Genomic DNA, 26,900 nt, shown 5'->3' on the forward strand with positions numbered 1-26,900 from the left:
GGCAGAGGCCAGCCGCCGCTGTGGCATTCCCTGTTTTTACATGGCGCTTGTAAATACGCGGGACGTGGGCCGCTTTTCGTGAACACGCCCGACGATTAGCGCGGTCGCGACCGGGCGCGCGCCTTGCCTGCGACGTCGAGCGCCAGACCTCGGGGGACGCGCCGATGACCGCTGCAACCGAACGGAACGCACAACGCTTCGTGAGGCGACGCCTCGCGCGCGATCTCGCGCAGGCGTTGTGGTTGCATCGCGGCGCGACGTTCGCGGCCGCCGCGCTGATGATCGTCGGCCGGCTGTGCGCCGTCGCGGTGCCGATCGCGCTGAAGCATCTGGTGGACGGGCTCTCGCACGTGCCGGTGCAGGTCGTCGTGCCGGTGTTCGTCGTGCTCGCGTATGCGCTGCTGCGGTTTCTCGGCGACGCGTTGAGCGAGGCGCGCGACGTCGCGTTCAGCATCGTCACGCAGCGCGCGGTCGCGTCGTTTCGCGAACGCACGTTCGCGCACCTGCACCGGCTCGGCGCGCGTTTTCATGCGGGGCGCGAGACCGGCGCGATCGTGCGCGACGTGCAGAAAGGCTCGGACGGCATCGGCTTCCTGCTCGGCACCGCGCTGTTCGCGGTGCTGCCGACGCTGCTCGAAATCGGCGTCGTCGTCGCGATCGTCGCGGGCCGTTATTCGTCGGCGTTCACGCTGGTGATCGGCCTGACCTTCGTCTGTTACGCGATCCACACGTCGATCTTCGCGCGGCGGCGGCTCGTGTTCCAGCGCGAGGTGAACCGGCTCGAAGCGCAGGCGGACAGCCGGCTCGTCGACAGCCTGCTGAATCAGGACACCGTGAAGTATTTTTCGAGCGAGCCGCACGAAGTGGAGCGGCTGCGCGGCGTGCTCGACCGCTGGGTCGACGCGCGGCTCGCGAACCAGCGCGCGCTGACCGCGCTGCACGTCGGCCAGAGCGCGGTGATCGCGGCCGGCATCGCGGCGACGATGCTGTTCGCGGTGCAGTACGTCGGCACCGGGCAGATGACGGTCGGCGACCTGGTGCTGGTGAACGCGTACATCATCCAGGTGTGCGCGCCGCTGAACACGCTGGGCTTCGTGTTTCGCGAGGCGAACGACGCGCTGGTCGACATCGAAAGAATGTTCGGGATCCTGTCGGTGCGCGGCACGGCCGGCGAGGACGTCGACGTGCCGGACGCAAAACCGCTCGCCGTCGCGCGCGGCGAGGTGGCGTTCCGGCACGTCGATTTCGGCTACGATCCGGAGCGGCTGGTGCTGCGCGACATCGACTTCACCGCCGCGCCGGGCTGCACGCTCGCGGTGGTCGGCGGCAGCGGCTCCGGCAAATCGACGCTGATGAAGCTGCTGTTCCGTTTCTACCGGCCGTTGCAGGGCGCGATCGAGATCGACGGCCAGGACCTCGCGACGCTCACGCAGAAGAGCCTGCGCGACGCGATCGGCATCGTGCCGCAGGATACCGTGCTGTTCAACGACACGATCGCGTACAACATCGCGTACGGCCGCCCGGACGCGACGCGCGCGGACGTCGTGCGCGCGGCGCGCGCCGCGCAACTGGACGAGCTGATCGAGCGGCTGCCGGACCACTACGACACGCGCGTCGGCGAGCGCGGCGTGCGGCTGTCGGGCGGCGAGCGGCAGCGGATCGCGATCGCGCGCGCGATCCTGAAAGACCCGCGGATCATGGTGTTCGACGAGGCGACCTCGGCGCTCGACACGCGCTCGGAGCGCGCCATCCAGCGCGAACTGACGCGGCTCGCGCAGGGGCGCACGACGATCGTGATCGCGCATCGGCTGTCGACCGTCGTCGATGCGCACCGCATTCTCGTGATGGAGCATGGGCGCATCGTCGAGCAGGGCACGCACGACGAACTGCTCGCGCGCGACGGCGTGTACGCGAAGATGTGGGCGATGCAGTGGCAGCAGGGCGACCTCGAACACGCGGAGCGGCGGCTCGCGGCGCGGCCGGTCGAGGCGGCCGCGTTCGTCGCGCGGATCGAGGATCGGCTGCGCGACGACGCGGCGGCGGCCGGCGTCACGCTCGCGATGACCGCGCCGGACGATCTGCCGTGCGTCGTCGCGGACGCGGACGCGTTGCAGCAGGGGCTGCTGCAACTGGTGTCGAACGAGATCGCGTGTGCGCCGCGCGGCGGCCGCATCGAGATCGACGTGCGCCGCGAAGCGAATCACGCGCTGATCCGCGTGGCCGGCGGCGGCGGGCAACCCGCGCCGCTCGACGAACGCACGGCCGCCGCCATCGAGGCCGCGCTGCGCGATGCGGGCGCCACGTTCACGCTCGATCCGGACGGCCCGCGCATCGGTTATGCGGTCGTGCTGCCGGTGCTCGCGGTCGCGACGGCGGCGGACCGGACGCCGCCCGCGCCGCGCGCGCTCGACGGCGTGGCGGTGATGGTGCTCGACGACCAGGAGGAAACGCGCGATGCGCTCGATGCGCTGCTGTCGCTGCACGGCGCGACGGTGAGCGTCGCGGCGTCGGGCGAGCAGAGCCTCGCGCGGTTGCGCGAGACGCCGCGCGCCGCGTGGCCCGACGTGCTGTTATGCGATCTGGTGCTGGCCGACGACGAGGACGGCCGCGACGTGCTGGCCGCGATCCGCGTGCTGGAATCGCAACGAGAGCAGTCGCTGGCCGACCGGGGCGGGACGGCGCGCCTGCCCGCGATCGCGCTGACCGGTTATGCGGACGACGCGCGGCCGGGCGGCTCGCGGCCCGAACTCGACGCGCAGTTCGCGCGTCATCTGCGCAAGCCGGTGCCGCCGGACACGCTGATCGAAGCGATCCTCGCCGCCGCGCGCCGGCCGGTCAGGACGCCGCGCATCCTATGACGCGGGGTCGAGATGCAGCACGCTCGCGACGAGCGCGCACCCGAGACAAGGCCGGTGATCGATAGCGCGCTCTCCCGCGCGCGATGGCGTCCAGGCAGAATGGTCACGAGGTTCTCCCGAGACGGTGCGATGCCGGTGCGAAACCGGCGGGATACGGCCGGATACGGCCGGAGCCGCCTCACGCATGCCGTGCGCGAGCAGTCGTCCGCCATGGCGGTCCCCCGCTCACAGCGCGCGGCAGGCCTCGGCGCACGCCCGGCACGCCTCGCTGCAAGTCTTGCAGTGCGCGGCCGGATGGCGCGAGCATTCGTCCGCGCAGCGTCCGCACAACCGCGCGCACAGTTCCGCATAGTCGGTCGCGAATTCGCTGTCGCGCGCGAGCGCGTCGGACAGCAGCCGGCACATCGCCGCGCAGTCCGCGTCGAGACGGATGCATTTTTCCATCTCGTCGATCCGCTTCAGAGCAAGGCATGCGGACGCGCACTGCACGCACGCCGCCGCACAGCGGTCCGCCGCTTCGCGGCAACGGTGTTGAAGTTCGTTCATGATGCGGTCCTCGCTGCGGAGATGACGGCAACGCGACGTGCATCGGCCGTTCCCGCACCGGACGCGCGGCTTCGACGCCCGGTCGCCAACAAGCAGCGGAACGGAAGCGGGGGACCGCGCGTTACGCGGTCACGAGCCGGTCGATGATTTCGAGCAGTTGCGCCACCGCGAACGGTTTGCGCAGGAAGCCGGCCGTCTGCACGTCGGGCGGCGGCGTGACGAGCGCCGATACGAGCACGACCGGCACACCCGCTAGCGTCCGGTCGTCCCGCATCGCGCGGGACAGATCCATCCCGTCCATCTCGGGCATCATGCAGTCGGACACGACCACGTCGGGCCGTTCCGCCCTCGCGGTGCGCAGCGCGGCCGCGCCGTTCGCCGCCGTTGTTACCCGATATCCTTCCTGTCCGACCAGTTCCTTCAGCGCGCACAACGCATTGGTATCGTCGTCCACCAGCAGTACGGTTGCCATGCAATTGCTCCCCAAGGCGGCCTTGTGGGCGGCCGCATCCGCGCGGAACCTCGGTTCCGGCGGCGCGCGGTCGCCTGGCGAGGCGCCGCGCGGTTGTCCCGGCTCCACGCGCGACGATGCGTTTTGCGTGGCCATTGGCTGGTAGCCAGCAAGCGCCGTACCCGGGGGCCGTCGCCGCTGCGGCGCATGGCGGGGCGCGTAATAGCCCGCCTTCCGGCGGCGATCGGTCGGCGTGCTCATGGCTTGCGTCCGAAAGCGATCCGCAGTTGCCGCTTCGCGCGTTGCAGCGTGTCGCGCCGCTCCTTCGGCAGATTGCGGCCCGCGCGGTTCACGTAGAAATTCAGCATCGACATCGCGGACTGGAACGGCGTGCCTTTGCGCCGGCGGCTGTGCGTGGACGAGCGTTTCAGCGACGCGGCGATCTCGCCCGCGTTGCCGCTGCGGAAGATGTCGCGTTCGATGTCCATCGCGTCGCTGCGTTCGGTCACGCCGTGCGACCAGCGATTCGTGGCCGCCGCGCGGTTCGAACTGTTGCGGCGGCGATGGTGCGCGGACGGGCCGCGATGGGATTGGGTAGTTGTTGCGGTCATGGTGTCGGCCTCCTGTCCGGATTGGCGTTATTGGGGGAGCGGGGTAGAGCGAGAAGTGGCGCTGCCCGCGAGTGCGGACGGCTCGACGCTGCTAGCGCAGCCGCGCGATGTCCTTCGACACGTCAGCGGGCGTCTCGTAGCGATGCGACGGCAGTTTGCCGAGCAACTCGACGATCGATTCGTCCGCGTGATGCTGGCGCGCGGTATCGACGAGGCTGTCGCGGGTCGCCGGATAATCGACGCCGCCAAGCGCCTTCTGGATCTCGACCGGGGTGGGTTGATGCGAAGGTTGGGTCATGATGGCCTCCATGGAAAGATGAGAGAAAAACGGCGTGTCAGCGCGGCTGCGAAACAGATCCAGAAACAGGTTGAGAAACGCCTTCGAGCGTGTTCGCGACCTCGTCGCGCGACGCTCCGTCCGCGCGGGTCGCGATGTCGCCGAGCGACAGCGTGCCGACCAGTTCGCGCGCGTCGTTGACGACCGGCACGCGGCGCACCTGCGCGTCGGCCATCCGTTGCTGAACGAGATCGACGTCGTCGTCCTCGCAGCACCATTCGACGGCGGCGGTCGCGACTTCCTCGACGGCCGTATCGGGCGCCGCGCGGACCGCCAGCGCGCGCACGGCGAGGTCGCGATCGGTCACCATGCCGACCATCCGCCGGCCGTCGCAGACCGGCAGCGCGCCGATGTCGTAGCGCGCCATCAGGCCGGCCGCTTCGCGAATGGTCGTTGACGGCGCGACGTGCACGACGTCGCGGGACATGATTTCGCGTACGTGGATCATGCGGTCCTCCCTTTTCAGTGACAGTGGAACAGCGCACTTTCGTCGAAGCACCGACCGTTCCGCGGACGCTTCTTGCTCCCTTCTTGCCGCACGGGCATGGACGTTGCAACCAGTCTGGCGTCGACGACTTCGGAAGCTAGGGATGAAAGCCGCTACGATCGCCATCACGCGTCGCTGCGGCCCGTTGCTGATCGTCGCGACGATCGCCCCGGGGCGCGATGGGCGGTGCGGGCGCGCGGACAACACGTCCGGCATGAGCGTCCCGGCGCGAGCGGCTGACCGGCCCGGCCGTCACGCCGGCCCCCGCGCCGCCGACGGACGCGAGCCAGTAGCCGCCGTAGCAACCACGACGAACAACTCGCGCGAAGCCGGCGACCGGTAACGAACGAAACCGGCTTTACACGATTTACAGCGCCGCAGGAAGTGGGACGAACCGTTCGACGAACGCGGCGCGGGAGAACCGAACGATGACCTTACGTTTCACTACCGGGTCCGCGTCGCGGGGCAGCGCGCCGCGCGGCACTTCGCGGACGCACTATCAGGTGAACATCTGCGGCGGCGATTTCGAGCACGTGAAGGCGTGTTTCCGGCGCTGGAAGGAAGAGCCGCTCGTGTACTGGAGCAGCCACCGGATGTTCGAGGGCAAGGAAGAAGTGCGGCCCGTCACGGACCGCGTGATCGGCGACGGCGAGGTCGCGCAGGCGATGCTGCGCGAGATGTGCGACCCGCACGCGCCGTATGCGCTGGCCGCCGAAGTGCGCGCGGACGGACGCGACATGTGGCTCGTGATGGCGGCGTACGAGGACTGAGACGGCGTGCCGCGCTCAACGGTCCGGCGTGCACGCCGAGAGCAGCGTCGCGAGCCTGCGTTCCGCGATGCTGAGGCCCGCGCTGCGCACCCGGCAGCGCAGCGCGGGCAATTGGCCCGCCGCAAACGCTTCGATGATCGCCGGATGGATATAGCTGGCGCGGCAGACGGCTGGCGTATTGCGTAACAGGGCGGCCACTTCGCGCGCGACCTGCACGACCGCGCTGCGCGCCGCGCGTGCGCTGCGCGGCGGCTCGGCCGCGCGCAGCCGTTCCAGCGCGATCGCGCTCGCCGCCCACGTGCGATAGTCCTTCGCGGTGAACGCGTCGCCGCCGGCCGCATGCAGATAGGCGTTCACGTCAGCGGCGCTGATCTTGTGGACGCCGTTGGCGTCGACATAACGAAACAGCGCGCGCCCGCGATGTTCCGCGCAGCCGCGGATCACGCGCACGACGTCGGGGTCGTCGACCGGCACTTCATGGCTGATCCCGTGTTTGCCGTTGAAGCACAGCGTCAGCCGCTGGCCGTCCGTGCGCAGGTGGCGTTTGCACAGCGTCGTCAGCCCGTACGACGCGTTCTCCCGCACGTATTCCTCGTTGCCGATGCGTACCAGCGTGCTGTCGAGCAGCCTGACGATCGCGGCGGCGACCTTGTCGCGCGGCAGGCCGCGTTGGCGCAGATCGGCGGCGACGCGCGCGCGGATGCGCGGCAGCGCCCGCGCGAAGCCGGCGAGTTTCGCGAACTTGTCGCGGTCGCGCGCGTCGCGCCAGCGCGGATGGTAGCGATACTGCTTGCGGCCGCGCGCATCGCGGCCGGTCGCCTGAAGATGGCCCAGTTCGTCGGCGCAGATCCATACGTCGGTGTACGCGGGCGGGATCGCGAGCGAGTCGATGCGCGCGATCGTCTCCGCGTCGCGGATGCGGCGGCCGTCGGTGTCGAAGTACGCGAAGCGATCGCCTTGCGGGCGGCGCGTGTAACCCGGCGTCAGGTCGCTGCTGCGGCGTAGCGCGCGAGCGCGGGGCGCTGCTTTTTCCGCGAGAAAGGGCGGCGGGACCGCCGAACGCGTGGCTGCGAGTTTGGCATGCCGGGCACGCGGCTCCACGCCTGCGGACGCAGCGCCTCGTTCCGGCTTGCGGCGCGCGGAACCGTTCGATCGTTCCATCGCGGCCGGTTTTTTCTGCCGCCCCACGCGGACCGTTCGTTTTGCCGGCGCATCCGCATCGTCCGCGGGGGCGGACGGTCCGGGAGGCGGTGACGTGTCGATCCGCATCGCCGTCGCGCCGCTCAGCGGCGTTCGTCGTGGCCGGCCAGCGGCGCGCCGCCGCGCGGCGGCCGGGCGCGGCCGGTTCGCAGCTCCGCGGCCGTGCGTTCGACCGCGCGCAGATGCCACGCGCCGCTCACGCTGAATCCGCGCGTCAGCGAGAACCACGTCGCCGCGCCATGGATCGACCGCAACTGCTCGTGCGCGTCGATCGCGAAACCGCCGAGCGTCAGCAGCGCGGTCGCGTCGGCATCGATCAGCAGCGTCGCGTTGCCGGTGTCCAGAATCTCGCCGTGCGCCGGCAGCGCGATGCCCGCGCACGCCTGTCGCGACCATGCACGCCGCGTCGTGTCGAGCCACACGACCGCGTAGTCGTGGCACGCGGTGGGATCGACGCTGTTGACCAGAATGGACACACGCATAAGACCTCCACCATGCGGCTCGAACGGAGAAAAGGGCGGCGCACGGATGCGGGCCGGCTACAACCAGCTTACTGCCTGCGCAGCTCGGCGGGCGGCACTTTCATCGATTGCCGGTATTTCGTGACCGTACGCCGCGCGACGACTACGCCCTGTTCCGCGAGCATCCGCGTGAGCACGACGTCGGACAGCGGCTCGCGCCGGTCCTCGGCCGCGATCATCTCGGTGATCAGCGCGCGCACCGCGGCGGCCGAGCAGGTGCCGCCGCTCTGCGTCTCCAGTTCGCGCGGGAAAAACCGCTTGAATTCGAAGGTGCCGCGCGGCGTCGCCATGTACTTGTTGCCGGTCGCGCGCGAGATCGTCGATTCGTGCAGCCCGAGTTCGTCCGCGACGTCGCGTAGTTGCAGCGGCCGCAGCGCGATTTCGCCGTACTGGAAAAACGCCTTCTGTCGCGCGACGATGCATTCGCCGACCCGCAGGATCGTCTGGCAGCGCTTGTGCGCGTTCCGGATCAGCCAGCGCGCCTCCTGCAACTGCTGCGCGAGCGGCGAGCGCGCGCCGTCGCCGGACTGCGCGTACAGCTCCGCATACAGCGAATGGATGCGCGCGCGCGGCATCACGGCCGGGTTGATCGCGACGACGAGCCGGTTGCGCACCTGCCGCACGATCACGTCCGGAATCACGTAACCGCCGTCCGTGCGCCCGTATTCGTTGCCGGGGCGCGGGTCGAGCCGGCGCACGAGCGCGGTCGCGACGCGCAGCGCCTCCGGGTCGCAGCCGAGGTGGCGTTGCAGCTCGCCGTGCTCGCGGCGCGCGAGCCGTTCGAGATGATGGGTGACCATCTCGCGCGCGAGATCGCGGCCGGGCGTCGACGCGGGCAGTGCGTCGAGTTGCAGCGCGAGGCATTCGCCGAGCGAGCGCGCGCCGATGCCGGGGCGGTCGAGCGACTGCACGACGCGCAGCGCGACGCGCAGTTCCGCTTCGGTCAGCGGCGGCATCATGTCGGCGACCGGCGCGAGGTCCGCGAGGTCCTGGCGCAGATAACCGTCGTCGTCGAGCGCCTCGATCACGACGCTCGCCGCCACGCGGTCGCGGCCCTGCAGGCGCGACAGCCGCAGCGATGCGTGCAGTTGCTCGTGCAGCGTCAGTTGCGCGCTGGTCCAGTCGGCGGGGTCGGCTGCGAAATCGTCGTTGTCGCGCGTGCCCGACGGCGATCCGGACGGGCGCAGCGGCATGTCCGCCGGCTCCGCGTAACCGCCGTCGTCGGGCAAGGCGTCGGACAGCGTGTCGGACGCATCGCGGGTCAGCGCGCCGTCGTCGGTCGCCGGCTCGGCGGCGGTGTCGGACGGCGGCGCGGCGGATTCGCCCGGGCCGGCTGCTTCGTCCTGCGAAGGAGGCGCGTATTCGAGGAACGGATTCGTTTCGAGCGCTTCGCGCAGTTCCTGCTGGAATTCAAGGGCCGACAACTGCAACAGGCGCACCGCCTGTTGCAGTCGCGGCGTGAGCGCGAGGTGCTGCCGGGTGTGCAACGCGAGGGTCGGGGGCGGCATGACGGTCCTTGCCAGGGTTCGGTTTATCGGAGGAGTGGGCCAGTTCAAGCAACGGCCGTTCCTGTTTGCGCGTGCGGACGCTGCTTGTGGCCGGTGGTTGTCGCCGGGCGGCACGGGGAACGGCCGATGCTCGAACGCAGGCCGCCTCGCGCGGCCCGCGGTACGCGCCTTACCGGTATCGCTAGAAAAATGGAAGCGTCGAAGCGAAAGCGGGCCCGCGTCAGCGATGAATCGCATCGCGCAGCCGCGCGACCTTGGCGGCGGACACGGGTGGCGCGTCGTTGCCCCATGCGCCGCGCACGAAGTTGATCGTCTATGCGAGCCGGTCGCGAAAGCCTGGCATCCTTTGCGGCGAGTCGTCGCGGCTTGCGCTGCCTTCGATCACGATCCGCAGCGCGCTGGCCGGATCGCTCGCGAGCACAAGCGCGCGGCCCGCCAGCGCCGACATCCAGAACGCGTGCACGACTCCGCGCTGTCGAGTTCGACCGCGACCGGCACGCCGACCGGGAGGGGGATTTCATGCGCGGTATCGAACGCCGCACCCTTGGGGGCCGGCGTTGTCCGGCTACGCCGCTTTCCACCATCAGTCGTTCGAGGTCACGCGCAGCATGAACGCCGCGCGCTGCGGCGGCTGCGCGATGGCCGCCAGCACGCGCAGCATCGCGACGAGCGCGCCGAACAGCAGCACGGTCGAGATCACGGTGCCGATGCCGACGATCGCGTTGGCCGTGCGTGCGCCGTCGTCGGCATCGCTCGCGGGACGCCTGTGCATCAGCGCGATCGCAAGCAGCGCCGCGATCACGATGCAGACCAGCACGCCCAGCGCCGCGAGGCCCGAGTCGAGGGCGCGCACCGGCTGCGCGACCGGGCCGTCGTCAGGCAGGGAGTCCGCGAGTCGCGTGTCGGCGCGACCTGCGCAGGAGGCTGCGGCGAGCGTGGCCGCCGTGGCGGGGAGGACTGCCGCGCGGCGCTTCATCGCCGCTCGGTCCGCTTCGGGGCCCCGCGCCGTTCAGGGCTCGTGCGCGAGATCGGGTTCGAGCGTGGCCGCGATTTCCTCGGCCATCCGCGCGGCCTGATCGAGCGCGTCGGCCTCGCGCGGCACGCTCGTGCTGCCTTTCGCGGTCGATACGAGGCGGTCGGACGCGCCGCGTTCGACCACGTTCACGCACCAGAAGAACCCGCCGTCCGCGGCTTCGATCGCGCTCGGCAGAATCAGGAAATGACCTTTCAGAATGCGCTGGGTTCTCATCGTATTGCTCGCTTTCGTCGCTTTCGTAGCAGTTTGCGTGGAGCGCGCGGCTCCGGATTCACGCGTGGGCGGCGATCGATGCCGACACCTCGTTGAAGCTGCCGAACGATTCGTCCGGCAGCGTGCGCAGCGCATCGACAACGTCGGCGGGCGCGTCGTGCTCGCGCGCGCTGTCGATCAGCGTGTCGCGGCGGGCAGGGTACGACACGTCGTCGATGGCCTGCTGCACGCGCTGCTTCAATGCGTCGAGCGCGGCGTCGTTCGGCGGACGCTGGCCGGATGAGCCGGCGGCGGGCGCGGGAGTGGAGGGCATCGGATTCACCTCGGTAGCGGTCGGCGCGGATGCGCCGCTTTCGCGTGCAGCAGGCCGCGTGCCCGAATGGCCTTAATGACGATGGGCGAAGCGGTCCGCTTCATCGCACGGCACGTCGATTGCGAAATGAAAGGCATCGCGCGACACACAGGCATCGAGCCGAACGCGCGCGATGGACCCGGATCAACCCGGAAAACGAACGGAGGACCGCAATGAAAATGACCACAGCCGTGTGCGTGTGCGCGCTCGTCGCCGCTCCCGCGCTTCACGCGCAGACCGCGACGACCGAGGCCGCGTCGACGACCGCCGCGAACCCGCTGCCCGCCGCCGATCGCGACTTCGTGCAGGCAGCGTCGATGGCGTCGTCGACCGAGATCGATGCGGCGAAACTCGCCGCCAAAAACACCGACAACAAGGACGTGAGGTCGTTCGCGCGCAAGATGATGCTCGATCACGCGAAGCTTACCGTGCAGTTGAAGATGGCGGCGCCGCACGGCGTGCAGGTGCCGAAGGACAATTCGGACCCGGCGGTGCTCGATGCGTTGAGGCCGTTGAAGGGGGCGCAGTTCGATCAGGCTTACGTGCAGAAGGTGGGCCTCGACGGACACAAGGAGGCGATCGCCGCGTTCGAAAAGGAAATCGCCGAAGGGCAGGATGCGTCGCTGAAGAAGGCGGCGACCGGCGCGTTGCCGACCATCAAGGAGCACTATCAGATGGCGCAGCAGCTTGCGCAGAAGGTCGGGGTGGGGCAGTAGGGCGCTACGCGTCGAAAGGGGGCGTGCGGGTTGCGTGATCTGCGTGCCGCGCGAGTTCGCTTCTTCTTCGCTTCGAACGGGCGGTGATCGTTTCGCGTGGGCGCTGGCGGGAAGCGGTCGAAGGGTACGTCACGCGACTCGCACCGAGCGCCGCCCGTTCGTCGTCGCCGGCCGCGGTTCCGCCTCGCACGCGAAAATCGTTTCATCGAGCGCATTCACCGACGGTCTGCCGAGCAGCGCCATCGTGCGCGCAAGTTCATCGGCGAGAATCGCCAGCGCGCGCGCCGCGCCGTCCTCGCCTGCCGCCGCCAGCCCATAAAGCGCCGCGCGCCCGACCAGCACCGCATCCGCGCCGAGCGCGAGCGCCTGCGCGATGTCGCTGCCGCGCCGGATGCCGCCATCCATCAACAGCGCGATACGGCCTTTCGCGAAACTCGCGACCTCGGGCAGCAGGTCGAGCGGCGAGCCGACGAGGTCCAGTTGACGCCCGCCGTGATTCGACAGCACGACGCCGTCCACGCCGGCATCGATCGCGCGGCGCACGTCGTCCGCCGCCAGCAGGCCCTTCACGATCAGCAGGCGCGGCCAGCGTTCGCGCAGCCACGCGAGGTCGTTCCAGTTCAGCGACGCGTCCATCCGCTCGCGCAGCCAGTGCGCGGTTTGCGGCGCGGACATGCGGGTGCCGGTGAACGCCTCGACGTTGACGAAACGCGGACCGCGCCCGCGCCGCCAGATATCCGCGAGCCAGCGCGGATGCGCGAGCGTTTCGATCCGGCTCGGCCAGCCGAGCACCGCCGGACGCACGTAGTGACGCCGGTCCCATTCGCGGTTGCCGTACACGGGGCCGTCCACCGTCAGGACCAATGCCGAACAGTGAGCGGCGAGCGCGCGGTCGATCAGATGCAGGACGAAATCGCGGTCGCGCAGCACGTACAACTGCATCCAGTGCGGGGTGTGGAGTCGCGCGGCGACCGCGTCGATCGTCGCCATCGACACCATGCTTTGCGCGAACGGCACGCCGGCTTGCGAGGCGGCCGCCGCGAGCCGCAGGTCGCCCTGATCGGTAAGCAGGCCGTTCAGCCCGGTCGGCGCGACGACGAGCGGCAGCGGCAGCGTCTGGCCGAACAGCGTCGTCGACAGGTTCACGGCGCTCACGTCGACGAGCGCGCGCGGCGCCAGCGTGCGCTGCGAGAACGCGTCGCGGTTGCGCGCGAGCGTGACCTCGCGTTCCGCGCCGCCTTCCAGATACTCGGCGACGAACGCCGGCAGCCGCCGGTGCGCGGCGCGGCGCAGATCTTCGATCGCAACGGCGCGCTCGACGCGTCGGCCCGCGTAGTGCGTTCGGGACGTCGGCCACATACAGGGGACCCATAAAGAGAATTCAGAATTAAAAGTATCGCCGTAGCGACCATCGTGTCAAGGAAACAAAACTACCTTGAAAGAACGGAAATTTTGTTCCGTGGACAGCCGGACGAATTGTCGATAATCTGAATTCAGAATATCGAAAAGGAGGCTGGAATGGACCCCATGCAGCGGCACGAAATACAGCGGCGCGGTTCGCGCGCGCCGGATTGCAGCGAAGCGGAATGGGCCGCGCGCGTGAAGCTCGCCGCGACCTACCGCGTGTTCTTCATGCTCGGCTGGCACGAACTGATCTTCAACCACATCACGCTGCGCGTGCCGGATGCGCAGGACCAGTTGCTGATCAACCCGTTCGGCCTCGCTTACGACGAGGTGACGGCGTCGAATCTCGTGAAGATCGATTTTTCCGGGAAGATCCTCGACGGCAGTCCGTGGCCGGTGAATCCGGCGGGCCTCACGATCCACAGCGCCGTGCATGCGAACGTGCCGGACGCGCATTGCGTGATGCACATCCATACGACGGCGAGCGTCGCGGTCGCGTGCATGGAGGACGGGCTGGAGGACAACAACATCTATTCGTCGCAGCTTCACGACATGATCGCGTATCACGCGTTCGAAGGCACGACGGTCCACGACGACGAGAAGGGGCGGATGGTCGCGTCGCTCGGCGACAAGCGGCTGATGATCCTGCGCAACCACGGTCTGCTCGCGCACGGCGCGACGCTCGGCCATGCGTTCGTGCTGCTGTGGACGCTCAATCGCGCGTGCGAGATCCAGCTCGCGACGCATTCGATGCGCGGCAACACGCTGCGGGTCGATCCGCGCATCAGCGAACGGTCCACGCGCGACGCGCTGCAGTACGATCCGCGTTTCGGCGCGGGCGAGCAGGTGCTCGACGCGCTGATCCGGCGGCTGGACCGGACCGACACGCGTTATCGCGAGTAGCGGCGGCCCGACGCGCTTTCACGCCGCTTCCGCGCGTAGCCCGCCGCGCCCGACAGGCGCGGCGGGTTACGCGCGTTCAGCGAACATCTCGATCAACGTGTTGCGCAACCAGCGAATGCCCGCATCGCTCGCGAAACGCACGTGCGTATGCACACTCACGTCGATCGGCGGCAGGTCGAGCGGCAGCTTCAGCAGCCTGAACGCGCGCGCCCGGTTGAAACGTTCGGCGATGCTGCGCGGAAAGATCACCGCGAGGTCGGTCTGCCGGACGATCTCCGGGGCGACCGTGAAATGCGGCAGCCGCAGCACGATATCGCGCACGAGGCCCGCGTCCGCGAGCCACCGTTCGATCAGCCGGTGGCCGGTCGCGTCGGTGCTCGCATACACGTAGCGCAGCCCCGCGAGATCCTCCTTCGTCAGTTTGCGTCCCGCGAGCGGATGCCCGCTGCGGAGCAGGCATACGTGCTCGTCGTCGAACAGCGGATCGCTCACGCAGCCGTCGTCGAGTCCCGGCACGTAACCGAGCGCGAGATCGAGTTCGCCCGCGCGCATCGCCGCGCCGACGGATTCCGCGGGCATCGGCACGATCTCGAAGCGGATGCCCGGCGCGCTTTGGTCGAGCGCCGCGAGCAGCGGCGGCAGAAAAAAGAACTCCGACATATCCGACATCGACACGCGAAACACGCGCGACGCGCTCGCCGCGTCGAAGCGGCCGTGCGCCTGCATCGCCTGCGTGATGATGCCGAACGCTTCGTCGAGCGGGCCGTGCAGCCGCACGGCCGCTTCGGTCGGCACCATCGTCTGCGGCGTGCGCACGAACAGCGGGTCGTCGAACTGCACGCGCAGGCGGCGCAGCGCGTGGCTTACCGCGGGCTGCGTGAGGCCGAGCCGTTCGCCGGCGGCGGTGAGGCTGCGCAGATCCCAGATCGCGAGGAACACGCGCAGCAGGTTCAGATCGGGCAGGCCGCTATTCGTGTGGTTCATGGCGTTCATTAATGGTGCGAATTTGACGCGACGTTGCGTCACTTCTATCGTGAGTCCATCCCCGGCCGCGCATGGTTTTACGCGGCCGCCTTCCAGCCGGAACGCGTTTTATGGAGTCCCGCCGATGAATCTCCTCGATGCTCGACCCGCTGCCTTGCAGACGAACGAGCCGATGCCCGCCGTCGTTGCCGACGCACTCGATCTCGACACGGTGATAGCCGAGATCGCCGCGCGCCGCGACGAATTCGATGCGCTGTCCCACGTGCCGCGCGACATGATCGCGAAAATGAAGCGCGCCCGCATCTTCCGCGCGAGCACGCCGAAGCGTTTCGGCGGCGATGCGCTGCCCCCGGCCGAGTTCCTGCGGGTGCTGGAGCGGATCGCGGTGGCGGACGGTTCGGCCGCGTGGGTGGCGGCGTTCGGTTCCGCGAACGTCTATCTTGCCGCGTTGCCGCTCGACACGCAGCGCGAGATCTACGCGGGCGGGCCGGACCAGGTGTTCGCGGGCGGGCTTTATCCGCTGCAGCCGGCGGCGGCCGAGCCGGGCGGCTGGCGCGTCAGCGGCCAGTGGCATTTCGCGAGCGGCTGCAAGGGCGCGGACTGGATCGGCGTCGGCATCGGCGGCACGCCGCCGGGCGGCGCGGGACCGAACGCGGGCAAGCCGCTGACGGCCGTGTTTCCGGCGGCGGAGGTCGAGATCGTCGACAACTGGAACGTGGTCGGCATGCAGGGCACCGGCAGCCACGACCTGCGCTTGCACGACCGGTTCGTCGCGGACGCGTGGACGTTCGTGCGCGGCGGCAGCGCGCTCGTCGACGAGCCGCTGTACCGCTATCCGGCCGTGTCGTACCAGGCCGAGGTTCACGCGGCCGTGAACGTCGGGCTCGCGCGCGCCGCGCTCGACCTGCTTGCCGGGATGGCGGGCGGCGCGAAAACGACGACCGGCGCGCCGCGTCTCGCCGACCGCGCGTATTTCCGCATCGAACTCGGCAAGGCCGAAGCGCAGTGGCGCAGCGCGCGCGCGTTTTTCTACGAGGCGTCCGAAAGCGCATGGGACACCATCGTCGCCGGCGATCCGCTGCCGGCCGCCGACGCGAGCCTGCTGCGGCTCAGCGCGACCCACGCGGCGCAGGTGTCGGCGGACGTGGTGCAGCTCGCGTACCGGCTGGCGGGCATCGCCGCGATCTATCGCGAGCACCGGATGCAGCGGCTGGTGCGCGACGCGATGGTCGTCACGCAGCACGCGTTCCTCGGCGAGGCGACCTATGACGGCGCGGGCGCGATCTTCGCCGGCATCGCGCCGACCATCACGCCGTATCCGTAAGCGATGGAGTCCGTCATGCCTACCTCTGGGCGCACGCTGTTTCGCGACGCGATGGCGCATCTGTCGGCGGCCGTCAACGTCGTCACGACCGACGGCCCGCATGGCCGCGGCGGCATCACCGCGAGCGCGGTCTGCTCGGTGACCGACTCGCCGCCGACGATGCTCGCGTGCATCAACCGGTCGAGCGCGCTGCACGACGTGCTGGCGGGCAACGGCGCGGTCTGCATCAACGTGCTGCCCGCCGACCGTCAGGAACTGGCGCGCCATTTCGCGGGACTCACGGGGCTGCCGATGGGCGAGCGTTTCGACGCGGGCGGGCAGTGCTGGCGCGCGGGGCGTCTCGGCGTGCCGGTGCTGGTCGATGCGCTTGCAAGCATCGAAGGGCGGATCGTCGAGATGAAGGGCGTCGGCTCGCATTCGGTGATGTTCGTCGAGGTCGAGCACATCGCGCTGCGCGGCGACGGCGACGGGCTGATCTATTTCGGCCGCAATTTTCATCGGCTGCCGCGAACCGTGCAGCCGTCCGCCGCTGGTTGAGGATGAGGCCGCACCGTGGTCCGGCGCGGCTTTTTCGCTGTTTCTCCGCGGGTTTCTCTACGGACCGAACGCGCGGCCCGTCAAAACGCCTGCGAGACGCTGAGCATCGGAAAGTGCAGCGTCTCGCCGCCGAACGGCGGAAAGTGCTGGAAGTCCTCGCGCATCGTTTGCCGGACCGGCGACGCGAGCGCGTGCTGCAGCGCCTGCGGCGAGTCGAACACGACCTTGTTCCGCTGCATCGCGTTCGAGCGTCGACCCGGTAGCGTGCCGCGATAGTCGACGCGCGTATAGATCTCGATTTCCCGGATGCCCGGGAAGCGTCCCATGATCGGCGGATGGTGATCGAGGTAATGCGCGAGCCACGCGTTGAAGTCGTCGGCCGGTCCTTCATAGCTGACCAGATACGTGCAGCGCGAACCGCCATTCTCGTGCGGCGCCGGTTCCGGCGTCGGGAAGCGGCGCACCGCCATCGCCTGGTGCGTGAGCGTTGCGCCCGCGAGCGCGGGAAACCGCGCGGCGTCCGTGAACGCATGCGCGGCGCCGCCGTCGCGCAGCACGTCTTCCAGTTTGTTCAGGTCGTCGAAATAGAACTGCAGCGCGCAGCGCGGCGGCGCGCCGTCGTGCAGATAAGGGTCGCGCGTGCCGCCCGGCACCGGCGTATGAACGACGACGCGCCGCAGGCCGGCCATCGTCGCCGCGACGTCGGTAATTGCCGCGTGATCGATTGCGGCCGCGTCATCCGGCGGCGACGACGCGCGGGGTGGGGCGATCAGAAAGAGACAGACGTCCATGAGCGCGATCCGTTTTCGGGGTGGGCGCGGCGCAGGCGATAACGCTTGACGCTGCATTCCGGCCATCATAATCTGAATTCAGAATGTTGCAAAAAAGATCGACGCGGTACGCAACGAGTGCCGAACGCATCGTGGCGCGGCCGCTTTTTTTTCTCACTCCACAAAAGGGATACCCTCGTGATCGACGCGCATTGTCATAGCAGCAGCATTCTGGTCCGGACCGACGCGGCGCGCGCGTTCCGGCTGATGGCCGACGGCGGGCGGCAGGGCCGCTGGGCGCTCGGCAGCTGGCGTCGCCGCCAGGTCGATGTCAACACGTTCGTCGGCGAATCGATGTTCACCGGCGCGGCGACGTGGGTGCGCCTGCATGCGGACCCGGAGCGCCTGACGGTCGATTACGAAGTGGCCGCGAGCGAAGGCGCGCTGCGCTTTCGCAATGCCGCGCGCGTGATCGACGGACCGGCGCTGGGGCACCCGGCGGGCACGGCGGTCGTCACGCTGTTCACGTGGCGGCTCGCGGACCAGAGCGACGACGCGTGGGCGCAGATCGGCTCGACGCACGAGACGGAGATGTTCCTGATCCGCGCGCTGCTCGAATCGGGCCGCGACGGCGAGGATGACGATGACGGCGACGGCGAAGCATGACGGGCCGGTGGGGGCGAAATCGCTTGACGCTAAATTTGAAACCCAATAATCTGAATTCAGAATTTTTTGTGACGTGCCGATCGAGGCACGCTACCCGTTCAGATCGTCGACCGTCGTCCAGCCACCTATCCGATGCAAAACAGTCCTGAAGTTCACGACCTGCCGAATCCCAAGACCTTGCACGCTCTGTTCGCCGCCCGGCGGCGTCTGTCGTGCGCGTGGTTTTCGGTCGGCAGCGCGACCCTGTTCGAGATCGGCGTCGCCGCGCGGCCCGACCTCGCGGTGATCGATCGCCAGCACGGCCTGTGGGACCGCGCGTCGATGGAAGCCGCGATCGGGCTCGCACGTTATCAACTGCCGGTCGTCGTGCGGGTTGCCGAGAATTCCGCGCATGCGATCGCCGAGGCGCTCGATGCGGGCGCGGCGTCCGTGCTCGTGCCGCTCGTCGAAAGCGCGGAAGAGGCGAAGCGCGCCGTCTCGCACGGGCGTTATCCGCCGTTCGGCGCGCGCTCGGGCGGCGGCGTGCGGCCGTTGCTCGCCGGCCCCGCGGCGATGAAGGCCGACGGCGAACGCGTGTCGATCGGCGTGATGATCGAGACGGTGGCGGGCGTCGAGCAGGTCGAGTCGATTGCGGCGGTGGAAGGTCTCGGTTATCTGTTCGTCGGCACCGGCGACCTCGCGCTGTCGCGCGGCGACGCGCCCGGCGCGATCGCGCGCGACTGCGAACGCATCCTCGCCGCCGCGCACGCTCGCGGTCTGCCGTGCGGGATCTTCACCGGCGACGAGGCCGATGCGCGCGCGCAACTGGCGCACGGCTTCGACTTCGCGGTCGCGGCCAACGACATCGACGTGGTGCGCGGCGGTTTCGAGCGCGCGGTCGCCGCGCTGCGCGCATGAGGGGCGAACGATGAGCGAAGTTTCCAGCGGCGCGGTTCCGGCGGCGCAAGGTTCGCCGGCCGACCTCGTCAGGCAGTTGCTCGACGCGCTCGGCGCGGACCTCGTGACGGCCGGCGCCGACCTCGGCACGCGCCGCCACTGCGACTGGAGCGGCACGCCGGGCGCGGACCCGGTCGCGCTGATCCGGCCGCGCTCGACCGCCGACGTGTCGCGCGCGCTTGCGCTGTGCCACCGGCTCGGCCAGCCGGTCGTGATCCAGGGCGGGCTGACCGGCCTCGCGGGCGGCGCGAACCTGCGCGGCGGGGAAGTGGCGTTGAGCCTCGAACGGATGAGCGCGATCGAGGAGGTCGATCCGGTGTCCGGCACGATCACCGTGCAGGCGGGCGCGATCCTGCAACGCGTGCAGGAGGCCGCCGACGCGGCCGGCATGATGTTTCCGCTCGATCTGGGCGCGCGCGGCAGCTGCACGATCGGCGGCAACCTCGCGACGAACGCGGGCGGCAACCGCGTGATCCGCTACGGGATGGCGCGCGAGCAGGTGCTCGGCATCGAGGCCGTGCTCGCGGACGGCACCGTGATCGGCGACATGCACAAGATGGTGAAGAACAACAGCGGCTACGACCTGAAGCAGTTGCTGGTCGGCAGCGAAGGCACGCTCGCGGTCATCACGCGGGCGACGCTGAAGCTCGCGCCGCGCCCGGCCGGGCTGCTGACCGCGTGGTGCGGGCTGCCCGACTATGCGTCGGTCACGCGGCTGCTGCACTACGCGCGCGCGCATCTGTCCGGCGGCGTGTCGGCGTTCGAGGTGATGTGGCCGAGTTATTACGACTACGTGCTCGAACACGTGCGCGGGCTGCGCGCGCCGCTCGACACGCGCCATGCGTATTACGTGCTGCTCGAAAGCCCGGCGTCGGACGCGGAGCGCGACGCCGCCGGCTTCGAGGACGTGCTGGGCGAGATGCTCTCGGAAGGCGTGGTCGAGAACGCCTCGATCGCCAGCTCGAACGCGGACGCCGCGCGTTTCTGGGCGGTGCGCGACGCGCCGGCCGAGTTCCCGGTGCTGATGCCGGGGCTGATCGGCTTCGACATCGGTTTTTCGACCGCCGACATCGGCGCGGTCGCCGCGCAGTGCGAAACGATGCTGCACGCACGCTGGCCGGACATGACGACGCTGGTGTACGGCCATCTCGGCGACGGCAACCTGCACGTGATCGCGCATCTCGACGACGCGCCGCCCGACCTCGCGGAGCAGGTCGACGAGGCCGTCTACGACCTGACGCGCGCATGGCGCGGCTCGGTGTCCGCCGAGCACGGCATCGGCAGCAAGAAGCGCGCATACCTCGGCCATACGCGCGACGCCGGCGCGCGCCACGCGATGCACGCGATCAAGCGCGCGCTCGATCCGGCCAACCTGCTGAATCCGGGCAAGGTGCTCGAACCTGTTTCTCCGTCTGTCGATCTTCCGGGAGCGTCGTGATGCTGCGGCTCATTTCCACTGTCCTGTTGCGCCGGCTGGCGGCGGCGATTCCCACGCTGCTGATGCTGTCGCTGATCGTGTTCGTCGTGCTGCGGCTGATTCCGGCCGATCCGCTCGCGATGATGCTGCCGCCGAACGCGACGCCCGCCGACGCGGCCGCGCTGCGCCATCAACTGGGCCTCGACAAGCCGATTCCCGCGCAGTTCGGCATCTGGCTCGTGAACGCGCTGCATGGCGACTTCGGCGCGTCGATCTCGTTCCAGCAGCCGGTCGCGACGCTGATCGGCTCGACGCTGCCCGCGACGCTCGAACTGTGCCTGACCGCGCTCGCGCTGTCGCTCGTCATCAGCGTGCCGGGCGGCGTGCTCGCGTACTCGGTGGTCGAGCGGCGCGCCGAATTCCCGGTCGGGCTCGGCGTGGTGCTGATGCAGTCGGTGCCGTCGTTCCTGTGGGCGCTGCTGCTGATCGCGCTGTTCGGCGTGTGGCTGCCGCTGCTGCCGTTCTCCGGCCGCGTCGGCGACGGCATTCCGATGCCGCACCTGACCGGCTTCCTGCTGGTGGACTTCGTGCTGAAGGGCGAATGGAGCGACTGGCTGAGCGCGGCGAGCCATCTCGTGCTGCCGTCGCTCGCGCTCGCGTTCGGCTTCGCGCCGCTCGTGATCCGCGTGCTGCGCTCCAGCCTGCTCGACCAGCGCAACGAGTCGTACGTCGGCGTCGCGCGGCTGCGCGGGCTGTCCGAGCGCCGCATCCTGTGGCGTCACATGCTGAAGAACGCCGCGCTGCCGGCGCTGACGATGATCGGCGTGCAGTTCGGTTTCCTGCTCGGCGGCGCGCTGCTCGTCGAGATGATCTTTTCGTTTCCCGGTGTCGGCAACCTGATGGTGCAGGCCGTGCGCAACAACGATCTGGTGCTGATCCAGGGCATCGCGGTCGTGTTCTGCGCACTGATGCTTGTCATCAACGCGGTCGTCGACACGCTGTACGTGATCATGAATCCGCGCCTGCGCAAGGCCGCGTGAGCGATCGGAGCCTGCCCATGTCCACGACCCCCACGACTTCCCCATCGCCTTTTTCGTCCAAGCCCGACCCCGAGACCCCGATGCCGCGCGATTCCGTGTCCGCCGAACCGGCCGAACCCACCGTTGCCGCCGGCCTTGCCGCCAGTCCGGCGCGGCGCGCGCGCCCGCGCATCGGGCGCAACCTGCGTTCGCTGAACCTGTGGCTCGGCGGCGCGATCGTGCTCGGCGTGGTGTTCTGCGCGCTGTTCGCGCCGTGGCTCGCGCCGCACGATCCGCTCGACCAGGACCTGCTGCACATGCTGACGCCGCCCGCGTGGATGAGCGGCGGCGACGCGGCGTTCCCGCTCGGCACCGACAGCCTCGGCCGCGACGTGCTGTCCCGGCTGCTGTACGGCAGCCGCGTCGCGCTGACGGTCGCGGTGATCGCGGCGTTCGGCGCGGGCCTCGTCGGCAGCGTGCTCGCGATCCTCGCCGGCTACTTCGGCGGCTGGGTCGATCGCGCCATCAGCTACCTCGTCGACCTGTGGATGTCGTTTCCGCCGGTGGTGCTGTCGCTGGTGCTGATGGTGAGCCTCGGCGTGGGCATCGACAACGTGATCCTGTCGATCGTGCTGGTGGACTGGACCCGCTTCTGCCGCGTGGTCCGCTCCGAGGTGATGGTGGTGCGCCAGCGCGACTACGTGCTCGCCGCGCAGCTGCTGAACCTGTCGCATCTGCGCATCATGCTGCGCGAGATCGTGCCGGCCGCGCTGCCGCTGATGATCACGCTGTTCTCGCTCGAAATGGGCGTCGCGATTACCGTCGAGGCGCTGCTCAGCTTCATCGGCCTCAGCGTGCCGGCCAACGTGACCGCGTGGGGCGTGATGATCGCGGACGCGCGCGTGTCGATGCACGAGGCGCCGACCGGGCTGCTGTTCCCGATGCTCGCGATCGTGATTACGGTGCTCGGCTGCAATCTGCTCGGCGACGGCCTGCGCGTCGCGCTCGATCCGCGCATGCGCGGCAGGGGGGAATGACGATGTACGGACTTCTTCACGAGGCGGCCATTGATGGCGACGCCGCCGAACCGGTCCTCGCGCTCGACGGCGTGACGCTGACCGCGACCTTCGGCGCGCAGCCGGTCGCCGCGCTGCGCAACCTGCGGCTGTCGATCGGGCGCGGCAAGGTGCTCGGCGTCGTCGGCGAATCCGGCGCGGGCAAGAGCATGCTCGGGCGGCTGATCTCCGGCCTGCTGCCGGCGGGCTTCGACGTGACGTCGGGTTCGATGCGCTTCGGCGGCCGCGACCTGCTGGCGATGCCGGCGCGCGAGCGCCGTGCGCTGCTCGGCCGGCAGATCGCGTTCGTGCCGCAGGAGCCGCTGACGGCGCTCGATCCGCTGTGGACGATCGGCCGCGCGTTCGACGAACACCTCGCGCGCATCGGCGTGCCGCCCGGCGAGCGCGCCGCGACCGCGCTGCACGCGCTCGAATCCGTGCAGTTGCCGGTGCCGCAGCAGATGCTCGGGCGTTATCCGCATCAGCTGTCGGGCGGCCAGTGCCAGCGCGTGCTGATCGCGATGGCGTTCGCGAGCAACCCGGCGCTGCTGATCGCGGACGAACCGACCACCGCGCTCGACGTGCTGACGCAGACGCGCGTGATGACGATGCTCGCGGACCAGCAGCGCGAGCACGGCAGCGCGGTGCTGCTGATTACCCACGACCTGCGGCTGGCCGCGCACGTCTGCGACGAGATCGCGGTGATGTATGCGGGCGACCTGGTCGAATACGGCCCGGCGCGCGACGTGCTCGACGCGCCGCGCCATCCGTACACGCGCGCGCTCAAGTACGCGACGCCGGACCTGCAGGGGCCGCGCCGCCGGTTGCCGGTGCTGCCGCATCAGATGCCGGGGTTGTCCGCGCTCGCGGGGATCGCCGGCTGCCGGTTCGCGCCGCGCTGCCCGGTCGGCGACCGCGCGTGCGCGGCGTCGCAGGCGGAGCGGGTCGCGCCGGACGGCCATCGCGTCGCGTGCGTCGACGCGTGCGAACACGCGGCCGTGAGCGACGACGACACGCCGTTGCCGCCGCTGCCGACGGCCATCGACGGCGAGCGGCCGGTCGCGGAGCTGCGCGAGGCGTCGCTCGTCTACACGAGCCGCAACGGGCTGTTCGGGCGCGGCAAGACGACGTTCGAAGCGGTCAAGCCGCTGTCGCTGCGGATCTTTCCCGGCGAGTTCGTCGGCATCGTCGGCGAGAGCGGCAGCGGCAAGACGTCGGTCGCGCGGCTGCTGATGGGCATCGAGCCGCCGACCGACGGGCGCGTGCTGATCGGCGGCGAGGACGTGACGCATGGCGAGGTCGCGCGCGTGAGACGCGCGCGCGAGCAGGTGCAGATCATCTTCCAGGACCCGCAGTCGGCGCTGAACCCGCGCCGCACGGTCGAGCGGCTGCTGACCCAGGCGCTGGAGGCCGCGGGCCTGCCGCCGCTGGACGTCGCCGCGCGGCTCGCGCGCGCGCAGGCCGTGCAGCGCGACGTCGGGCTGCCGGCCGACACGCTCGGCCGGTTCCCGACCCAGCTGTCGGGCGGCCAGAAGCAGCGCGTGAACATCGGCCGCGCGTTGTGCGCGGCGCCGCAACTGATCGTCGCCGACGAGATCGTGTCGGGCCTCGACGTGTCGGTGCAGGCGCAGATCCTGAACCTGCTGCTCGAACTGCGCCGCGAACGCCAGATCGCGCTGCTGCTGATCTCGCACGATCTCGCGGTGGTGCGTTACCTGTGCAGCCGCGTGCTGGTGATGCGGCGCGGCGAGATCGTCGAACACGGCGCGACCGAGGACGTGTTCGCGTCGCCGCGCCATCCGTACACGAAGGCGCTGATCGACGCGGTGCCCGGCGACGCCGGCGTGCCGTGGCCGCCCGCGCCGCTGGAGGCGGCCGCGTAGACAGGGCGGCCCGCGCAGGGCGACCCGCGCCGGCGGGCGGGCCGGGCGCGGGCACTACAATAAGCGGTTGCAACCGGCGGCCGCCGCGACGGCGGAACAGCAACCGGGAAAAGCATTGAACGGGAGAACATCATGACCACCGCCGAACCGACGGCCATCAAGCAACCGCGGCGCACGGCGCTGCGCCAGACGACGCTGATGGAGTCGGTCTATCAGGAGATCCTGGCGCGGCTGCAGTCGGGGCAGATCGGTCCCGACGACCGCGTGCTCGACTACGAGATCGCGAAGGAATTCGAATGCACGCGGATGCCGGTGCGCCAGGCGCTGCTGCGGCTCGTCAACGAGGGGTATCTGGTCGGCACGACGCGTGGTTTCGTCACGCCGGTGCTGACCGGCGAGGACGTGCGCGAGATCTTCGACGTGCGCCGCCTGCTCGAACCGAGCGCGGCGGCCGGCGCGGCCGCGGTGCTCACCGACGAGCAGATGGCCGCGATGAGCGCCGCGTACCGTAAATGCCGGCGCGGTTTCGAACGCAAGGACATCGCGCTGATGACCGAAGCGAACGTCGAGTTCCGCGGCATCTGGCTCGAAGGCGTGCTGAATTCGCGGCTGAAAGGCACGATCCTGCGCTTCGCGGACCACGCGCGCCAGGTGCGGCACGGCACGATGACGAAACCCGGCACGCTGGAGCTGATCGTCGACGGAATGCAGGCGCTGCTGAAGGGCTTCATGGAGCGCGACCCGGTGCAGGTGCGCGCGGCGACGCTCGCGTTCATCGACGACGCCGAGCAGCAGTATTTCCTGACCGTGGACGACGCAACCTGATGGCCGTCCGACCCGGCGCGGCGATGCAGGACTTCGCGGGCGTGGCGATCGTCGCCGCCGTCGAAGTGCCGTACCGCCGCCATCCGCCGCCCGGCACCACGACGGCGGGCCTGCTCGCCGCGGCGCTGACCGATGCGCTCGGCGCGGCCGGGCTCGATGCAAACGAGGTGGACGGGCTCGGCGTCGCGTCGTTCACGCTGCCGCCCGATCACGCGATCGACTTCGCATGGCGCGCGGGACTGCGGGTGCGCTGGTGCATGGACGACTGCCACGGCGGCGCGAGCGGCGTGAACCTGCTTCAGCACGCGGCGCGCGCGATCCAGTCCGGCGACGCGGAAATCGTCGTGCTCGTCAGCGGCGATCATTTCGAGGCCGCCGATTTCACTGCGCTCGTCGAGAACTACAACGCGACCACGCGCGCGTTTCTGCGGCCGCTGCGCACCGGCGGCCCGAATCCGCTGTTCGCGATGCTGACGCAGCGCCAGATGGCGGCCACCGGCCTCACGCGCGACGACTATGCGGCGCTGTGCATCGCGCAGCGCGACTGGGCTGTGCGCAACCCGCGCGCGGTCTATCGCGAGGCGCTCACGCGCGACGCGTATTTCGCCGCGCCGATGGTGGCCGAGCCGCTGTGCCGCCTCGATTGCGTACCGGTCGTGTCCGGCGCGAACGCGCTCGTGCTCGCGCCGGCGACGCATCGTTGCGCGCGCGCGGCGCCGGTGGCGATCCGCGCGCTGCGCGCGTCGTACAACTTCGATCAGCAGCACGGCGACGGTCTCGTGACCGGTCTCGCGTCGATTCGCGACGCGCTGTGGCGCGACGCGCGGTTGTCGCCGCAACAGATGGATATCGTGTCCGTCTACGACGACTATCCGGCGATGATCGTCGCGCAGCTTGCGGACCTCGGTTTTGCCGATGGCGAGAGTGGCGACGGTTTGCGCTCGCTGATTCACGACCGCATTGCACCGCGCGAACTAGCCGTCAATCCGTCCGGCGGCCAGTTGTCGGTCGGGCAGGCGGGCGCGGCGGGCGGCATGCACGGTCTCGTCGAGGCGGTCGCGCAGTTGCGCGGCGAGGCGGGCGAACGGCAGGTCGAGGGCGCGCGGTTCGCGGTCGTCAGCGGTTATGGGATGGTGCAGTACCGCTACGGAATGTGCGCGAACGCGGTCGTGCTGGAACGCGGGGAGGGGCCATGGCGGCGTTGACCGTGTTCGAATGCGCCGCGTGCGGCCACCGCGAGTTTCCGCGGCCGCTGCTGTGTCCCGCCTGTGGCGGGATGCAGTTCGTCGCAGCGGATGCGGGCCGCGGACGCGTCGAGGAAGTCACGGCGCTGCATCGGCGGTCCGCTGACGGCGACGAACTCGCGTGGCTCGCGACCGTGCTCACTGGCGCGGGACCGCGCGTGATCGCGCGGCTCGACGATGCGCCCGGGCAGGGCGCTGTCGTCGCGCTGCGGATCGACGCCGACGGCGCGATCCGCGCGGAGCCGGTCTAGCGGCGGTGCGTCCGTAGCGGCGATGACCGGCGTCGTGTGCGAAGGCGGCCGGATCGGGCCGGGGAATCGGGACGAT

The 26,900-nt window shown here is 69.9% G+C and carries 30 protein-coding genes; 15 read left to right on the forward strand and 15 right to left on the reverse strand.

The window, feature by feature from the left end; genetic code table 11:
* The first annotated feature begins 164 nt into the window (after positions 1 to 164).
* On the forward strand, positions 165 to 2,858 hold the full coding sequence (locus BLV92_RS09010; protein WP_090544191.1) for an ATP-binding cassette domain-containing protein: 2,694 nt from the start codon (positions 165 to 167) through the stop codon (positions 2,856 to 2,858).
* A 225-nt stretch (positions 2,859 to 3,083) separates the two neighbouring features.
* Here BLV92_RS09010 and BLV92_RS09015 read toward each other — a convergent pair whose 3' ends face one another.
* The 5 genes from BLV92_RS09015 to BLV92_RS09035 all read right to left on the reverse strand — a co-directional run bounded on the left by BLV92_RS09015 (position 3,084) and on the right by BLV92_RS09035 (position 5,251).
* Entirely contained in the window at positions 3,084 to 3,404 is a 321-nt protein-coding gene (locus tag BLV92_RS09015; protein WP_090544192.1) for a four-helix bundle copper-binding protein, read from the reverse strand.
* A 121-nt stretch (positions 3,405 to 3,525) separates the two neighbouring features.
* Positions 3,526 to 3,876, reverse strand: a complete 351-nt coding sequence (locus BLV92_RS09020) for a response regulator (protein WP_090544194.1) — start codon at positions 3,874 to 3,876, stop codon at positions 3,526 to 3,528.
* A gap of 236 nt (positions 3,877 to 4,112) precedes the next feature.
* The gene (locus BLV92_RS09025; protein ID WP_090544196.1) at positions 4,113 to 4,466 is read right to left on the reverse strand and encodes a DUF3175 domain-containing protein; all 354 of its coding nucleotides are present in this window, start codon (positions 4,464 to 4,466) and stop codon (positions 4,113 to 4,115) included.
* 91 nt (positions 4,467 to 4,557) lie between these two features.
* Entirely contained in the window at positions 4,558 to 4,764 is a 207-nt protein-coding gene (locus BLV92_RS09030; protein ID WP_090544198.1) for a DUF2795 domain-containing protein, read from the reverse strand.
* A gap of 37 nt (positions 4,765 to 4,801) precedes the next feature.
* Positions 4,802 to 5,251, reverse strand: coding sequence for a CBS domain-containing protein (locus BLV92_RS09035; protein ID WP_090544200.1), 450 nt, complete (start codon positions 5,249 to 5,251; stop codon positions 4,802 to 4,804).
* Positions 5,252 to 5,718: 467 nt separating this feature from the next.
* Between BLV92_RS09035 and BLV92_RS09040 the strand changes: the two genes are divergently transcribed.
* Positions 5,719 to 6,060 (forward strand): hypothetical protein, encoded by a 342-nt coding sequence (locus tag BLV92_RS09040; protein WP_090544202.1) that lies wholly within the window; start codon positions 5,719 to 5,721, stop codon positions 6,058 to 6,060.
* A 15-nt stretch (positions 6,061 to 6,075) separates the two neighbouring features.
* On the opposite strand, the gene BLV92_RS09045 is transcribed toward BLV92_RS09040, so the two are convergent.
* The 7 genes from BLV92_RS09045 to BLV92_RS09070 form a co-directional block, all read right to left on the reverse strand.
* Positions 6,076 to 7,221 (reverse strand): DNA topoisomerase IB, encoded by a 1,146-nt coding sequence (locus BLV92_RS09045; RefSeq protein ID WP_090546948.1) that lies wholly within the window; start codon positions 7,219 to 7,221, stop codon positions 6,076 to 6,078.
* 122 nt (positions 7,222 to 7,343) lie between these two features.
* Positions 7,344 to 7,742, reverse strand: a complete 399-nt coding sequence (locus BLV92_RS09050; RefSeq protein ID WP_090544204.1) for a DUF3564 family protein — start codon at positions 7,740 to 7,742, stop codon at positions 7,344 to 7,346.
* A 68-nt stretch (positions 7,743 to 7,810) separates the two neighbouring features.
* Positions 7,811 to 9,289 carry an RNA polymerase factor sigma-54 gene (locus BLV92_RS09055; RefSeq protein WP_090544206.1) on the reverse strand — a complete coding sequence of 493 codons (1,479 nt, stop codon included), beginning with the start codon at positions 9,287 to 9,289 and terminating at the stop codon, positions 7,811 to 7,813.
* Between the two features lie 313 nt (positions 9,290 to 9,602).
* Complete coding sequence (locus tag BLV92_RS32885) at positions 9,603 to 9,737, reverse strand: hypothetical protein (protein WP_256216056.1); 135 nt, start codon at positions 9,735 to 9,737, stop codon at positions 9,603 to 9,605.
* Between the two features lie 135 nt (positions 9,738 to 9,872).
* Positions 9,873 to 10,265, reverse strand: a complete 393-nt coding sequence (locus BLV92_RS09060; protein WP_090544207.1) for a hypothetical protein — start codon at positions 10,263 to 10,265, stop codon at positions 9,873 to 9,875.
* A gap of 33 nt (positions 10,266 to 10,298) precedes the next feature.
* Positions 10,299 to 10,538 (reverse strand): hypothetical protein, encoded by a 240-nt coding sequence (locus BLV92_RS09065; RefSeq protein WP_090544209.1) that lies wholly within the window; start codon positions 10,536 to 10,538, stop codon positions 10,299 to 10,301.
* 58 nt (positions 10,539 to 10,596) lie between these two features.
* The gene (locus tag BLV92_RS09070; RefSeq protein ID WP_090544212.1) at positions 10,597 to 10,851 is read right to left on the reverse strand and encodes a DUF2795 domain-containing protein; all 255 of its coding nucleotides are present in this window, start codon (positions 10,849 to 10,851) and stop codon (positions 10,597 to 10,599) included.
* A 218-nt stretch (positions 10,852 to 11,069) separates the two neighbouring features.
* Between BLV92_RS09070 and BLV92_RS09075 the strand changes: the two genes are divergently transcribed.
* Positions 11,070 to 11,606 carry a DUF4142 domain-containing protein gene (locus BLV92_RS09075; RefSeq protein ID WP_373681826.1) on the forward strand — a complete coding sequence of 179 codons (537 nt, stop codon included), beginning with the start codon at positions 11,070 to 11,072 and terminating at the stop codon, positions 11,604 to 11,606.
* A gap of 129 nt (positions 11,607 to 11,735) precedes the next feature.
* On the opposite strand, the gene BLV92_RS09080 is transcribed toward BLV92_RS09075, so the two are convergent.
* Positions 11,736 to 12,965, reverse strand: a complete 1,230-nt coding sequence (locus BLV92_RS09080; protein WP_090544216.1) for an alpha-hydroxy acid oxidase — start codon at positions 12,963 to 12,965, stop codon at positions 11,736 to 11,738.
* Positions 12,966 to 13,133: 168 nt separating this feature from the next.
* On the opposite strand from BLV92_RS09080, the gene BLV92_RS09085 reads away from it, so the two are divergent.
* Positions 13,134 to 13,913: a class II aldolase/adducin family protein gene (locus BLV92_RS09085; protein WP_244283818.1), complete on the forward strand. Its 780-nt coding sequence runs from the start codon at positions 13,134 to 13,136 to the stop codon at positions 13,911 to 13,913.
* Positions 13,914 to 13,979: 66 nt separating this feature from the next.
* Here BLV92_RS09085 and BLV92_RS09090 read toward each other — a convergent pair whose 3' ends face one another.
* A complete protein-coding gene (locus BLV92_RS09090) occupies positions 13,980 to 14,897 on the reverse strand; it encodes a LysR family transcriptional regulator (protein ID WP_090544219.1) in 918 nt (305 codons plus the stop codon).
* 172 nt (positions 14,898 to 15,069) lie between these two features.
* Here BLV92_RS09090 and BLV92_RS09095 point away from each other — a divergent pair, with 172 nt between their 5' ends.
* Both BLV92_RS09095 and BLV92_RS09100 read left to right on the forward strand, forming a co-directional pair.
* Entirely contained in the window at positions 15,070 to 16,221 is a 1,152-nt protein-coding gene (locus BLV92_RS09095) for an acyl-CoA dehydrogenase family protein (protein WP_244283819.1), read from the forward strand.
* Positions 16,222 to 16,236: 15 nt separating this feature from the next.
* Positions 16,237 to 16,758: a flavin reductase gene (locus tag BLV92_RS09100; protein WP_090544223.1), complete on the forward strand. Its 522-nt coding sequence runs from the start codon at positions 16,237 to 16,239 to the stop codon at positions 16,756 to 16,758.
* An 80-nt stretch (positions 16,759 to 16,838) separates the two neighbouring features.
* On the opposite strand, the gene BLV92_RS09105 is transcribed toward BLV92_RS09100, so the two are convergent.
* Positions 16,839 to 17,549: an EthD family reductase gene (locus tag BLV92_RS09105; protein WP_090544225.1), complete on the reverse strand. Its 711-nt coding sequence runs from the start codon at positions 17,547 to 17,549 to the stop codon at positions 16,839 to 16,841.
* A 177-nt stretch (positions 17,550 to 17,726) separates the two neighbouring features.
* Between BLV92_RS09105 and BLV92_RS09110 the strand changes: the two genes are divergently transcribed.
* From BLV92_RS09110 to BLV92_RS09150, 9 genes are all read left to right on the forward strand, one after another.
* Positions 17,727 to 18,194: a hypothetical protein gene (locus BLV92_RS09110; protein WP_090544227.1), complete on the forward strand. Its 468-nt coding sequence runs from the start codon at positions 17,727 to 17,729 to the stop codon at positions 18,192 to 18,194.
* Positions 18,195 to 18,326: 132 nt separating this feature from the next.
* Positions 18,327 to 19,091, forward strand: coding sequence for an HpcH/HpaI aldolase family protein (locus BLV92_RS09115; protein WP_090544229.1), 765 nt, complete (start codon positions 18,327 to 18,329; stop codon positions 19,089 to 19,091).
* A 10-nt stretch (positions 19,092 to 19,101) separates the two neighbouring features.
* Positions 19,102 to 20,568 (forward strand): FAD-binding oxidoreductase, encoded by a 1,467-nt coding sequence (locus tag BLV92_RS09120; protein WP_090544231.1) that lies wholly within the window; start codon positions 19,102 to 19,104, stop codon positions 20,566 to 20,568.
* Positions 20,568 to 21,587 (forward strand): ABC transporter permease, encoded by a 1,020-nt coding sequence (locus BLV92_RS09125; protein WP_090544233.1) that lies wholly within the window; start codon positions 20,568 to 20,570, stop codon positions 21,585 to 21,587. The genes BLV92_RS09120 and BLV92_RS09125 overlap by 1 nt, the downstream gene beginning before the upstream one ends.
* Positions 21,588 to 21,667: 80 nt before the next feature.
* Positions 21,668 to 22,603 (forward strand): ABC transporter permease, encoded by a 936-nt coding sequence (locus BLV92_RS09130; RefSeq protein ID WP_090544235.1) that lies wholly within the window; start codon positions 21,668 to 21,670, stop codon positions 22,601 to 22,603.
* Positions 22,604 to 22,605: 2 nt separating this feature from the next.
* On the forward strand, positions 22,606 to 24,504 hold the full coding sequence (locus tag BLV92_RS09135; protein WP_090546950.1) for a dipeptide ABC transporter ATP-binding protein: 1,899 nt from the start codon (positions 22,606 to 22,608) through the stop codon (positions 24,502 to 24,504).
* Positions 24,505 to 24,636: 132 nt separating this feature from the next.
* Positions 24,637 to 25,329 (forward strand): GntR family transcriptional regulator, encoded by a 693-nt coding sequence (locus tag BLV92_RS09140; RefSeq protein ID WP_090544237.1) that lies wholly within the window; start codon positions 24,637 to 24,639, stop codon positions 25,327 to 25,329.
* Positions 25,329 to 26,534, forward strand: coding sequence for a thiolase family protein (locus BLV92_RS09145; RefSeq protein WP_244283768.1), 1,206 nt, complete (start codon positions 25,329 to 25,331; stop codon positions 26,532 to 26,534). The genes BLV92_RS09140 and BLV92_RS09145 overlap by 1 nt, the downstream gene beginning before the upstream one ends.
* Positions 26,522 to 26,824 (forward strand): PhlB family protein, encoded by a 303-nt coding sequence (locus tag BLV92_RS09150; protein WP_090544239.1) that lies wholly within the window; start codon positions 26,522 to 26,524, stop codon positions 26,822 to 26,824. Before BLV92_RS09145 ends, BLV92_RS09150 begins: the two co-directional genes overlap by 13 nt.
* Positions 26,825 to 26,900 lie beyond the last annotated feature (76 nt).

Source organism: Paraburkholderia caballeronis, from assembly GCF_900104845.1.
GTDB classification, from domain to species: Bacteria; Pseudomonadota; Gammaproteobacteria; order Burkholderiales; family Burkholderiaceae; genus Paraburkholderia; species Paraburkholderia caballeronis.